Raw genomic sequence first — 12,254 nt, 5'->3', positions numbered from 1 at the left:
CGTGACCCTGTCGGACCGTGACCTCGCCTTCCTCGCTTTCGAGGGGGAGTGGCGCCGCCACGCGGGTGCGAAAGAAGAAGCCATCCGCGCGGAGTTCGCACTGACGCCCGCCCGGTACTACCAACTGCTCGGTCGGCTGATCGACACCCCCGAGGCCCTCGCGCACGACCCCATGCTCGTGCGTCGACTGCGCCGTCGGCGCGACGACGCGGCTGCCCAGCACCGGGCGCGCCTGGGGCGGACGGCGGAACGCTGACGGGTTCGCTCGGACGCGACCGATAGCATCGTCCAATGGCCAGATCGACCTTCCCTCGGGATCGCTTCGACGACCTCCCGGCCGACTCCGGTCGCGTCGGCGCTCACCGGGCCGAGAACCCGCGTCTGCGCGGGTGGATCGTCTTCCTGTGGGCGGCCATCGCCACCCTGGTGCTGATCATCGCCGGCATCTTCGCGACGCTCGTGGTCTCGGGCCGTATCTCGCTGGGCCCCGCCGACGCTCCCACCCCGATCGCCTCGGCGGAGCCGACGACCCCGGCCGTGGTCGACACGTCGTACTCGGTGGTGGTGCTCAACGGCACGCCCGACAGCGGTCTCGCCGCCTCCGTCCGCGACCAGATCGTGGCGGCGGGGTGGAGCGGCGACACCGTCGAGACCGGCAACTCCGACAGCACCGACTTCGCCGACACGACCATCTACTACCGTCTCGACAGCGATGAGGCGGCGGCCGAGGGGCTGGCGCAGACGATCGGTGGCGCGCAGGTCGCGCAGAGCGACTTCCTGCAGCCCACCGATGACCCGAACACCCCCGACGACGAGAGCAACGTCAAGCGTCTGATCGTCGTGATCGGCCTCGACCGGGCATCCGGTCAGCCGTCCGCCTCGCCCTCATCCTGACAGCTCGCGGGCCGCGTGTTTCCGCGGAGTAACAACTTGGATGCACGCGCGTCAACAATGCTCCCGAACCCCGATTCGGTGGCACCCCCCGTGCTTACGATGACCTCGTCGTTCAGCAACAGGAGATTCGCATGACGCAGGGCACTGTCAAATGGTTCAACGCCGAGAAGGGCTTCGGCTTCATCACGGTCGATGACGGGCAGGACGTTTTCGTCCACTACTCGAGCATCGAGATGTCGGGCTTCCGCGTCCTCGAGGAGGGGCAGGCCGTCGAATTCACCGTCGGCACCGGTCAGAAGGGCCCCCAGGCGGAGTCCGTGCGACTGGCCTGAGCGCTGATCAGAACGCCGCGGCATCCGAGTTCCGGATGCCGCGGCGTTCGGTGTTTCCGGGACGGTGCGCGGCTTGCACTCCCCAGGGGCGAGTGCCAGAATGAGTTAGCACTCGCTTTCGTCGAGTGCCAAAATCTGCAAGTCACCCGTCCGGGAGGGACGACACACTTATGGCAAAGATCATCGCTTTCGACGAAGAGGCCCGGCGCGGTCTCGAGCGCGGCCTCAACACTCTCGCCGACGCCGTCAAGGTGACCCTGGGCCCCCGCGGTCGCAACGTCGTGCTCGAGAAGAAGTGGGGCGCCCCCACGATCACGAACGACGGTGTCTCGATCGCCAAGGAGATCGAGCTCGACGACCCCTACGAGAAGATCGGCGCAGAGCTGGTCAAGGAGGTCGCCAAGAAGACCGACGATGTCGCGGGTGACGGCACTACCACCGCCACCGTTCTCGCCCAGGCGCTCGTGCGCGAGGGCCTGCGCAACGTCGCCGCCGGCGCCGACCCCATCTCGCTCAAGAAGGGCATCGAGAAGGCCGTCAAGGCCGTCACCGACGAGCTGCTCGCCTCCGCCAAGGAGGTCGAGTCCAAGGAGCAGATCGCCGCCACCGCGTCGATCTCCGCCGCCGACCCCGCGATCGGCGAGCTCATCGCCGAGGCCATCGACAAGGTGGGCAAGGAAGGCGTCGTCACCGTCGAAGAGAGCAACACCTTCGGCACCGAGCTCGAGCTCACCGAGGGCATGCGCTTCGACAAGGGGTACATCAACCCCTACTTCGTCACCGACCCCGAGCGTCAGGAAGCGGTCTTCGAAGACCCGTACATCCTGATCGCCAACCAGAAGATCTCCAACATCAAGGACCTTCTGCCGATCGTCGACAAGGTGATCCAGGAGGGCAAGGAGCTCCTCATCATCGCCGAGGACGTCGAGGGCGAAGCCCTCGCGACGCTCGTGCTCAACAAGATCCGCGGCATCTTCAAGTCGGTCGCCGTCAAGGCTCCCGGCTTCGGCGACCGCCGCAAGGCTCAGCTGCAGGACATCGCGATCCTCACCGGTGGCCAGGTCATCACCGAAGAGGTGGGCCTCAAGCTCGAGAACGCGACCGTCGACCTGCTCGGCCGTGCCCGCAAGGTCATCATCACCAAGGACGAGACCACGATCGTCGAGGGTGCCGGTGAGTCGGAGCTGATCGAGGGTCGCGTGACCCAGATCCGCCGCGAGATCGAGAACACCGACAGCGACTACGACCGCGAGAAGCTCCAGGAGCGCCTCGCGAAGCTCGCCGGTGGCGTCGCCGTCATCAAGGCCGGAGCCGCGACCGAGGTCGAGCTCAAGGAGCGCAAGCACCGCATCGAAGACGCCGTGCGCAACGCCAAGGCCGCTGTGGAAGAGGGTGTCGTCGCCGGTGGTGGCGTCGCGCTCATCCAGGCCGGCAAGAACGCTCTCGCCAACCTCGAGCTCACGGGTGACGAGGCCACGGGCGCGAACATCGTGCGCGTCGCCATCGAGGCCCCGCTCAAGCAGATCGCGCTCAACGCCGGTCTCGAGCCCGGTGTTGTTGCGAACAAGGTCGCCGAGCTCCCCGTGGGCCACGGCCTCAACGCCGCGACCGGCGAGTACGGCGACCTGTTCGCACAGGGCATCATCGACCCGGCCAAGGTCACCCGCTCCGCGCTGCAGAACGCCGCGTCGATCGCCGGCCTCTTCCTCACCACCGAGGTCGTCGTCGCCGACAAGCCCGAGAAGGCCGCCGCTCCCGCGGGCGACCCGACGGGTGGCATGGACTTCTGATCCACGCTGACGCCTGAGAACGCCCCCTCCTCCGGGAGGGGGCGTTCTTGTTTCGGGGCAGGGGCGGGGTGACATCGGAGGAAGGGTGTAATTTCTCACATCTTCGACCCAGGTCATGGACTCGGGGACTACCATCACCCGAGTGACAGACCTCTTCTCCTCTCGTGAAGCCGAGGCGGCCATCGCTCGGATCGAGCCATCGCGGGTCACGGCGCCGTGACGCAGGAGGTTGGTCATGTCTTCCCTCGATGACTCCCTCGTCAGCGACGCGATCGTGCGCTACATCGGCGAAGACCGCTCACCCTTCCCTCTCGATGAGATGTCCGCGGTCAGGAAAGCGCATGCGAACGAGGGGCTCGAACTCACCTCGATGATCGTTCAGACCCTCGTACGATCGGAGGCGATCACACCGGAAGAGGTGGCGCCTTTCGATGACGGGTTGAGGGAACGGCTTTATGAAAAGCTCAGGGCGCTATTCCCGGGCTTGTCCGAGCAGGCAGTGCGCGCCATCGCGTGGAGGTGGGGGTTCCTCAACCTCAGGTGAGGGTGGAAACACCACGCGCTGACGCGCAAGAGACCGCCCAAGCCGTTATCGACAGCCACGGGGTGGAGCGCCGGTTCCGGGAGTCTGAGGAGCAGAAGGGCGCGAGCAACCGTGATCGCGATCCGGCCTCCGGGGCGACCCCCTTGATCAGGCGTCGTTCTCGGGCCGGTAGTTCTCGGGGAGGCGTTCGAGGGGCTGCGTCTCGATGAGTGCGTGCTCCTGGGCGTCGCGACGGTCAGCGAGGGGAAGGGAGACACGGAAGGTCGCTCCGCCCCCGGGGGTGTCGCGCACATCGACCGTGCCGTGCAGGAGGTCGACGATGGATGCCACGATCGACAGGCCCAGACCCGAGCCGCCGGTCTCTCGGGTGCGCGAGGTGTCGGCGCGCCAGAAGCGCTGGAAGATCTGCTCGCGGATCTGCTCGGGCACTCCCTCGCCGTGGTCGATGATCTCGATCCAGCCCATGTCGCTCTCGGCGTCGACGCCGACGCGCAGACCGATGGGGGAGTCCTCGGCCGTGAAGCGGCGGGCATTGCCGAGCAGGTTCGCGACGACCTGACGCACCTTGTTCTCGTCGCCCATGACGATGGGGGCGAGACGTGGTACGGGCCGGACCACACCGAGGGGGGCCGTGCCCTGCGCGGGCTCGCCTTCGGACGAGGGGGATGCCGTGGGCTCTGCGCCGTCCTTCGACCGACGCCGCAACCGGGACAGGGTCGCGCCCGCGATCGCCATCGCCGACGTGGTGGGGGCGGTGCGGCGTCGACCGTTGCCGCTCGCAGGCCGTCCGCCGGAGTCCAGCAGCGGGTCGAGGGTGATCGTGGGAAGCACCAGCTCGTCACGCGAGGTGGTGTCGTCGACGGTCACCTCGCGTTGCGGAGAGGTCACCCGCAGGTCGAGGGCGGCATCGCGGGCGATCGGGCGCAGATCGAGGGCGATGATCGTGACGTCACGACGCTCGTCGAGGCGGGCGAGGGCCAGAAGATCCTCGACCAGGGCGCCCATCCGGATCGCCTCCTTCTCGATGCGCTCCATCGACTGCGCGACGTCCTCGTCGGAACGGATCGCACCCATGCGGTACAGCTCCGCGTAGCCGCGCATGGTCACGAGGGGAGTGCGGAGTTCGTGGCTGGCGTCGCCGATGAATCGACGCATCTGCCGCACGGTGGCATCCCGTTGCCCGAGGGCTCCATCGATCCGAGCGAGCATCGCGTTGATGGCCGTCTTGAGCCGACCCACCTCGGTGTCGGGGACGATGTCGGTCAAGCGCTGACTGAAGTCTCCCGCCGCGATGTCCATGGCTGTCGTCTCGACCTGCCGCAGGTTGCGGAAGGCGAGGGTGACGAGCCAGCGCGTGAGCAGAGCCGTCGCGATGAGGATGAGCAAGGCCACGAAGGCGTAGATGCCGATGTAGGCCGCGACGATCCGATCCGTCGGGGCCAGCGGCTGGATCACCATCTGGGTGTAGACGCCGGGATTTCCCGGCACCTGCAGCACCCCGACGCGGGCGAGGAAGTGCTGCCCCGACTCGGGCGACTCGAGGTCGATGCGTCGATCGATCTGGCTGTAGGTCTGCTCGACCGTGAAGGTCGACGGGATGTCGGGGAGGGCGGTCGTCGACGTGCCGTTGTAGAACGCCTCGCGCTGACCGTCGGGACCGTAGACGACCACCATCGACCCGATCTGCGGTGCGTTGTCGACCTGCGAGAAGACGACGCGGCCGTCGACGGGCGCGGTGGTGAAGATGCTGTTCGCGATGCTTCCGGCGGCCTGCTGAGCGAGCTGCTCGTCGAGGTTGTTCACCAGGGTGGTGCGTAGGAACACCATGGTTCCGATGCCCGCGGTGAACAACCCGATGGCGAGGAGCGCGACGGTGACGCCGGTGACCTTGGTACGCAGGCTCAGCCCGCGCCACCAGCGCGTGAGCGAATCGTCGGAATGCGACAGGAGGACGCCTTCTCTCAGACGGTCTTGCCCGACTTCAGCATGTAGCCGAAGCCGCGCTTGGTCTGGATGAGCGGCTCGGAGGAGTGCGGGTCGATCTTGCGCCGCAGGTACGAGATGTAGCTCTCGACGATGCCCGCGTCGCCGTTGAAGTCGTACTCCCAGACGTGGTCGAGGATCTGCGCCTTCGACAGCACGCGGTTCGGGTTGAGCATGAGGTAGCGCAGGAGCTTGAATTCGGTGGGGCTGAGGTCGATCGAGACGTCGCCGACACTGACGTCGTGCGTGTCCTGATCCATCGTCAGCTCGCCCGTGCGGATGATCGACTCCTCGTCGGCCTGCATGGTGCGACGCAGGATCGCCTGGATGCGGGCGACGATCTCATCGAGGCTGAACGGCTTGGTGACGTAGTCGTCGCCTCCCGCGTTCAGGCCCATGATCTTGTCTTCGGTCTCGTCCTTGGCGGTGAGGAACAGGATCGGAGCGGTGTAGCCGGCGCCGCGCAGACGCTTGGTGACGCTGAAGCCGTTCATGTCGGGGAGCATCACGTCGAGCACGATGAGGTCGGGTTCCTCCTCGAGCACGGCCGAGATCGTCTGCGCGCCGTTCGCCACGGCCCGCACCTGGAACCCGGCGAAACGCAGGCTCGTGATGAGCAGGTCGCGGATGTTCGGTTCGTCGTCCACGACGAGGATGCGAGGAGCTGTCATGCCCTCATTATCGTGATCTGACCCAGCAATGTGCTGGATATGGAACGGAAAGGCGCGTGCTGGTATGCGTCAGGCCGCTTCTGCGTCGATTCCGTCGGCATCCAGAATCGTGTAGGCGTACCCTTGCTCGGCCAGGAATCGCTGGCGATTCTGGGCGAAATCCTGGTCCACGGTGTCGCGGGCGATGAGCGTGTAGAAGCTCGCGGTGTGGTTCGACTGCTTCGGACGGAGCAGGCGACCGAGCCGCTGGGCCTCTTCTTGGCGCGAGCCGAACGACCCCGACACCTGGATGGCGACCGACGCCTCGGGAAGGTCGACCGAGAAATTGGCGACCTTGGACACCACCAGCAGCGGGATGGATCCGTCGCGGAAGCCCTGGAAGAGCTCTTCGCGCTCGGGGATCGGCGTGGCGCCGGTGATCTGCGGCGCGTTCAACGCTTCCGCCAACTCGTCGATCTGATCGAGGTACTGTCCGATCACGAGGATCCTCTCGCCCGGATGCCGTTCGACGAGCCGGCGCGCGACCTCGATCTTGGCGGGGGCGGTGGCCGCGAGACGGTACCGATCCTCGTCGGCGGCGGCGGCGTATTCGAGCCGCTCGTCGGCGGGGAGGTCGATGCGCACCTCGTAGCAGGCCGCGGGGGAGATGAAGCCCTGAGCCTCGATCTCCTTCCACGGGGCGTCGAAGCGCTTCGGACCGATGAGGCTGAAGACATCGCCCTCGCGACCGTCCTCGCGCACGAGGGTCGCCGTGAGGCCGAGGCGGCGGCGGGCCTGCAGGTCGGCCGTGAGCTTGAACACGGGAGCCGGGAGCAGGTGCACCTCGTCGTACAGCACGAGGCCCCAGTCGAGGGCATCGAGGAGGGCGAGGTGGGCGTACTGGCCTTTCCGCTTGGCGGTGAGGATCTGGTACGTCGCGATGGTGACCGGCTTGATCTCCTTGACCTGGCCGGAGTACTCGCCGATCTCGTCGGGGGTCAGACTCGTGCGGCGCAACAGTTCGTCGCGCCACTGACGGGCACTGACGGTGTTGGTGACGAGGATCAGGGTGGTGGTCCGGGTGTCCGCCATGGCTCCCGCACCCACCAGCGTCTTGCCCGCCCCGCAGGGGAGCACCACGACACCGGAGCCGCCTTCCGAGAAGGATTCGACCGCCTGACGCTGGTAGGGGCGCAGGCTCCACCCGTCTTCGGCCAGATCGATCGGGTGCGGGGTGCCGGGGGTGTACCCGGCGAGGTCTTCGGCGGGCCAGCCGATCTTCAGCAGCTCCTGCTTGATGTGGCCGCGTGCCCACGCGTCGACCAGGAAGCTGTCGTCGCTCGGACGACCGATCAGCAGCGGGGCGATGCGCTTGTTGCGCGAGACCTCGCTGAGGACGGCGGCATCGGAGGAGCGCAGGACGAGCTCCCCGTCGTCGTTGCGCTCGATGACGAGACGCCCGTAACGGTTGACGGATTCGCGGATGTCGGTGCTGACCGAGGCGGGCACGGGGAAGCGCGACCACCGGTCGAGGGTGTCGAGCATGGACTCGGCGTCGTGACCGGCCGCTCGAGCGTTCCAGAGGCCCAGGCGGGTGATGCGGTACGTGTGGATGTGCTCGGGTGCGCGCTCGAGCTCGGCGAAGACCGCGAGCTCATGCCGCGCCGTCTCTGCCTGGGGGTGCGCGACCTCGAGGAGTACGGTGCGGTCGCTCTGCACGATGAGGGGGCCGTCAGCCATAGCGTTCGAGTCTACCGGGGTCGGGGAGGGCGGGGCGTGCGCGGCCGTCACTCGACGGGTGCGACCCCGTCGATGTGCGACAGGGGCAGGGTGCGTTCGACGTCGGCGCCGCGATCGCGACCGCGCAGTCGACCTCCGCCGAGACCCGTCGCTTCGAGCCGGAAGACGCGCGCCGAACCGTCGGGCAGGCGCACCGTGACGTCGATGACCGAGCGAGCGCGCACCGCCTGGTCGAGCTCGCGCTCGAGCCACGCGGCATCCGAGTCCTCCGCTCCCGTCCGCAGGCGCTCGATGAGGTCGGCGTAGGTGTCGGCGGGGGCGGTTTCGGGTGAGGCGGGGGCCGCTAGCTTCGCACGTTCGAGTGCGCGGGGACGTCCGTCGGCGTCGACGGCGACCGCCGGGTAGTGCGCGTCGGTCAGCGCCCAGAACACGACGTCGGCCGAGACATGGGAGACCAGCTCGTCGTCCGTGCGCGTGAGGGCGATCGAGCGGAGCGACTGATCGACCTCCATCGACCGCAGGAGCGTCTCGTCCTCGGTCATGACACGGGTGAGATGCGAGGCGGCATCAGCGGTCACCCGCACGCGTCCGTGTTCGGCGGCGGTGCGCTCGATGACGTACGCCAGAGGCTGGGGGAGACCGGTGAGCGAGATCCCGGTGAGGAACTCGCGCAGCGAGTCGGCGGTCTCTCCCGCCGTGATCGCCGCGCTGATGGTGGCGGCGCTGAAGCGATAGCTCGAGGCCTGGGCGCGCGATTCGCGGGCGGCCATCGACCGCAGCCGCACGTCCAGGTGAGGGGCCAGCGGCCCGGGCGCGATCGCCGTGAGGTCGTTCTGCAGGTACACGCGATCGACCTCGGGAGGCAGGAGCTCGCGCAACGCCGAGGTGTCGACGTCACCGCCCTCCGCCAGGGGGCGTGCCCACGGCGTCGCGTGACCGGCGGCGTCGAGAAGACCCCACCGCACGAGACGTTTGATCCAGAGGGCCGCACGGTCGGGTCCCTCGAGGTCGAAGGGCGTCGCCTGGGCCCACTGCTCGGTGGGGATCCAGCCGCCGTCGGACGAGCGGTAGGCCCGCGGAAGGGCGTCGCGCAAAGCCTCGGCGGTGCGCTGCCAGCGCTCGAGGGTCGGCAGTCGCAGCCATTCGCGCCCGGCCGGAGACACGAGCCACGCGCGGTCGTTCGTGCCGAGCAGGCCCACGTCGGCGGCGAGCCCCACGAGGAGGTCCGCCTCGGCCGCGGTCGTGACGGCACCGGCATCGACGAGGCGACGTCTCTCGGTGGCTCCGAGCGATCCGGAGCCGATGCGCCCGAGCGGGGCATCGAGGGTCTGCATGAGGATGTCGGCGACGGATGCCGCGTTGGTGAACACCGCCTCGGAGGCGGCCCCCGTGCTCTCGGGCGTCGACGTCGCGCGGCGCGGGGCAACGGCATCCGGGATCCCCGAGGGCAGGATCTCGCGCGCCGTCTCGAACACGGACGGGAAGGGGAGTCCGTCCTCTCCGACGAGGGCATGGGATGCCAACTGCTCGCGGACTCCGGCGGGTGCGGGGTGCTCCGCATCGAGCAGAGCCGCGGCTTCGTCGCGGTTGAGAGCGGGCAGGCCGCGGGCGATCGAGGCCGGGTCGAGGAGCGCCTCGGCGGCGTCGAACATGTCGCGCCAGGTGCTCGAGGGGGAGATGCTGCGTTCGGCGAAGAGGCGGGCGAGGTCGGCGTCGCTGCGCGCGCTCAACGAGACCGCCAGTGCGCGTTGTGCGGAGGTCTCGGGCACGTCGTCAGGCCTTGTTGGCCCGGGCCCTTCGGACGAAGCTCATGATCAGCACGGCCAGCAGGCACGCGAAGGCCACCGGCGGGGCGATGTAGACGAGCAGGCCGATGACGGGCCACACCCCCGAACCCATGTCGGCTCCGGAACTCGAGCCGATGATGATGGCGAAGAAGCACACGATCGACAGCGCGAGCAGGCCCAGCGACATGAACGCGAGAATGCGGTCGATGCGGCGGACGGGGACGTCGTCGCCCGGTGTGCTGCCACCGGAGGTGCGGGTGCTCATCGGGCTCAGCCTACTGCCTGGCGGAGGTGCCGTAGGCTGGAAGACCGGGATCCGATCGGCTCCCGCGTTCCGCCGCGCTTGCGCGCACTCATCCAGCGAGGTGTCCATGCCCACCGGCAAGGTCAGGTTCTACGACGACGAGAAGGGCTTCGGCTTCATCGTCACCGATGACGGCCAGGACGTGTTCCTGCACGCCACCGCCCTGCCCGCCGGAGCCCCCGGACCCAAGGCCGGGACGCGCCTCGAGTTCGGCGTGGCCGACGGCAAGCGGGGCCTCCAGGCCCTCTCGGTGCGCGTTCTCGACGCCCCCGTGAGCCTGTCGAAGCGATCGCGCAAGCCCGCGGACGACATGGCGATCATCGTCGAGGACCTCGTCAAGCTGCTCGACGGCATCGGCGGCGACCTGCGACGCGGTCGCTACCCCAACGGCCCGCACGCCCAAAAGATCGCCGCGGTCCTGCGCAAGGTCGCCGATGACTTCGAAGCCTGAGCAGCCCGTCGATGAGCGTCTGATCGGCGCCCACGACCTGGCTCTCGCCGCCCTTCACGAGATCACCCCCGCCAGCACCGTCGGACCCGCGGCCGGGTACACCGCCGAGGACGACGGGGCGGTTTCGCTTCGGTTCCACACGCGCCTCGCCGGGTACCCGGGATGGTTCTGGACAGTCAGCGTCGCCGTCGTCGACGACTCCGAACCGACCGTGCTCGAGGTCGAACTGCTGCCCGGTGACGGCGCGCTGCTCGCTCCCGACTGGGTGCCGTGGGCGACGCGACTCGCGGAGTACCAGGCGGCACAGGCGGCGGCCGCCGTCGACGATGATTCCGACGACGACGACGACGACGAGGATGCGGACGACGACGACTCGGACGACGAGGACTCGGATGACGAGGACGACTCCGACGACGAGGAGCCGAAGGCGCGCTTCCACGCGGGAGACCTCGACGGCGTCGACATCGACGAGCTGGACGCGACGCACACGGACGATCCGGCCGACGACGACGAGGCGGAGGACGACGAATCCGACGACGACGAGTCCGACGACGACGACGAGCGCGAACGCAGTTACTGAACGTCTTTCACGACGAAGGCCGCCCCGCTGATGCGGGGCGGCCTTCGTCGTTCGGGGGCTCAGGCCCGCGGCAGGTGCTCGATCGTGTAGTCGATCGCACCGATGAGGCGACGCACGTCGCCGGGCTCGATCGACACGAAGGTCGCCACGCGCAGCTGGTTGCGTCCGAGCTTGCGATACGGCTCGGTGTCGACGATCCCGTTCGCGCGGAGGCTCTTCGCGATCGCCGCCGCGTCGATGCTGTCGTCGAAGTCGACGGTGACGACCACGGGGGAGCGGTCGGCGGGGTCGCCCACGAAGGGGGTGGCCACCTCGCTCGCGTCGGCCCACTCGTACAGGGCCGTCGACGACTCCGCGGTCCGGGCGCCCGCCCACGACAGGCCGCCGTTGTCGAGGATCCACCCGAGCTGCTCGTCGAGCAGGAGGAGCGTCGCGAGGGCCGGGGTGTTGAGCGTCTGCTGCAGGCGCGAGTTGTCGAGCGCGTTCTTCAGGCTGAGGAACTCGGGGATGTAGCGGTCGGATGCCGCGATCCGCTCGATTCGCTCGATCGCGGCGGGCGACACGGCCGCGTACCAGAGGCCGCCGTCGGAACCGAGGTTCTTCTGGGGCGCGAAGTAGTAGACGTCAGCCTGCGTGACGTCGAAGTCGATGCCGCCGGCGGCGCTGGTGGCATCGATGACGGTGAGTGCGCCGGCGTCGGCGTTCACGCGCTGGACGGGAGCGGACACCCCCGTCGAGGTCTCGTTGTGCGGCCAGGCGTAGACGTCGACGCCGTCGACGGCCTCGGCGATCGATCGTGTGCCGGGTGCGGCCTTGCGCACGTCGGGTGCCTGCAACCAGGGAGCCGCGGCGGCCGACGCGAACTTGCCGCCGAACTCGCCGAAGACGAGGTTCTGGCTGCGCTTCTCGATCAGGCCGAAGGCGGCGGCATCCCAGAAGGCGGTCGACCCGCCGTTGCCGAGGATGATCTCGTAGCCCTCGGGCAGACGGAACAGCTGCGACAGACGCTCGCGCGTGCTGGCGACGAGGTTCTTCACGGGCGCCTGACGGTGCGAGGTTCCGAGGATCGAGGCTCCGCGGGTGACGAGGGCCTCGAGCTGCGCGCCGCGCACCTTCGAAGGGCCGCACCCGAAGCGACCGTCGGCGGGCAGGAGATCGGTGGGCAGTTCCACGTGCGACATGGGACCGATTCTAGGGTC

13 protein-coding genes are annotated in these 12,254 nt (G+C 68.5%); 7 read left to right on the top strand and 6 right to left on the bottom strand.

The features are described 5' to 3' along the window. Position 1 precedes the first annotated feature (1 nt). The 5 genes from OVA26_RS13350 to OVA26_RS13330 all read left to right on the top strand — a co-directional run bounded on the left by OVA26_RS13350 (position 2) and on the right by OVA26_RS13330 (position 3,560). Positions 2-256 (top strand): DUF3263 domain-containing protein, encoded by a 255-nt coding sequence (locus tag OVA26_RS13350; protein WP_056229201.1) that lies wholly within the window; start codon positions 2-4, stop codon positions 254-256. 35 nt (positions 257-291) lie between these two features. Further along, positions 292-894, top strand: a complete 603-nt coding sequence (locus tag OVA26_RS13345) for a LytR C-terminal domain-containing protein (protein ID WP_056229195.1) — start codon at positions 292-294, stop codon at positions 892-894. A gap of 131 nt (positions 895-1,025) precedes the next feature. Then, the gene (locus OVA26_RS13340; RefSeq protein ID WP_056229192.1) at positions 1,026-1,226 is read left to right on the top strand and encodes a cold-shock protein; all 201 of its coding nucleotides are present in this window, start codon (positions 1,026-1,028) and stop codon (positions 1,224-1,226) included. Positions 1,227-1,396: 170 nt separating this feature from the next. Next, on the top strand, positions 1,397-3,016 hold the full coding sequence (groL, locus tag OVA26_RS13335) for a chaperonin GroEL (protein WP_074696647.1): 1,620 nt from the start codon (positions 1,397-1,399) through the stop codon (positions 3,014-3,016). Between the two features lie 235 nt (positions 3,017-3,251). Continuing rightward, on the top strand, positions 3,252-3,560 hold the full coding sequence (locus OVA26_RS13330) for a hypothetical protein (RefSeq protein ID WP_268104393.1): 309 nt from the start codon (positions 3,252-3,254) through the stop codon (positions 3,558-3,560). Positions 3,561-3,707: 147 nt separating this feature from the next. Here the strand turns inward: OVA26_RS13330 and OVA26_RS13325 are convergent, their stop codons facing one another. The 5 genes from OVA26_RS13325 to OVA26_RS13305 all read right to left on the bottom strand — a co-directional run bounded on the left by OVA26_RS13325 (position 3,708) and on the right by OVA26_RS13305 (position 9,985). Beyond that, positions 3,708-5,387 (bottom strand): sensor histidine kinase, encoded by a 1,680-nt coding sequence (locus OVA26_RS13325; protein ID WP_268104392.1) that lies wholly within the window; start codon positions 5,385-5,387, stop codon positions 3,708-3,710. Between the two features lie 134 nt (positions 5,388-5,521). Continuing rightward, the gene (locus tag OVA26_RS13320) at positions 5,522-6,214 is read right to left on the bottom strand and encodes a response regulator transcription factor (protein WP_013585852.1); all 693 of its coding nucleotides are present in this window, start codon (positions 6,212-6,214) and stop codon (positions 5,522-5,524) included. A gap of 69 nt (positions 6,215-6,283) precedes the next feature. Next, the gene (locus tag OVA26_RS13315; RefSeq protein ID WP_074696651.1) at positions 6,284-7,933 is read right to left on the bottom strand and encodes a DNA repair helicase XPB; all 1,650 of its coding nucleotides are present in this window, start codon (positions 7,931-7,933) and stop codon (positions 6,284-6,286) included. A gap of 47 nt (positions 7,934-7,980) precedes the next feature. Then, positions 7,981-9,702 (bottom strand): helicase-associated domain-containing protein, encoded by a 1,722-nt coding sequence (locus tag OVA26_RS13310; RefSeq protein ID WP_268104389.1) that lies wholly within the window; start codon positions 9,700-9,702, stop codon positions 7,981-7,983. A gap of 4 nt (positions 9,703-9,706) precedes the next feature. Next, entirely contained in the window at positions 9,707-9,985 is a 279-nt protein-coding gene (locus OVA26_RS13305) for a hypothetical protein (RefSeq protein WP_056229175.1), read from the bottom strand. Between the two features lie 106 nt (positions 9,986-10,091). On the opposite strand from OVA26_RS13305, the gene OVA26_RS13300 reads away from it, so the two are divergent. Both OVA26_RS13300 and OVA26_RS13295 read left to right on the top strand, forming a co-directional pair. Beyond that, a complete protein-coding gene (locus OVA26_RS13300) occupies positions 10,092-10,475 on the top strand; it encodes a cold-shock protein (RefSeq protein WP_056229171.1) in 384 nt (127 codons plus the stop codon). Beyond that, the gene (locus OVA26_RS13295; protein WP_268104387.1) at positions 10,459-11,055 is read left to right on the top strand and encodes a DUF3027 domain-containing protein; all 597 of its coding nucleotides are present in this window, start codon (positions 10,459-10,461) and stop codon (positions 11,053-11,055) included. The genes OVA26_RS13300 and OVA26_RS13295 overlap by 17 nt, the downstream gene beginning before the upstream one ends. Positions 11,056-11,114: 59 nt before the next feature. On the opposite strand, the gene serC is transcribed toward OVA26_RS13295, so the two are convergent. Further along, entirely contained in the window at positions 11,115-12,236 is a 1,122-nt protein-coding gene (gene serC, locus OVA26_RS13290; RefSeq protein ID WP_268104386.1) for a phosphoserine transaminase, read from the bottom strand. Positions 12,237-12,254 lie beyond the last annotated feature (18 nt).

Source organism: Microbacterium sp. SL62, from assembly GCF_026672635.1.
In the GTDB taxonomy this organism is placed as follows: domain Bacteria; phylum Actinomycetota; class Actinomycetes; order Actinomycetales; family Microbacteriaceae; genus Microbacterium; species Microbacterium testaceum_A.
This window is presented reverse-complemented; position numbering and strand designations above follow the sequence as displayed.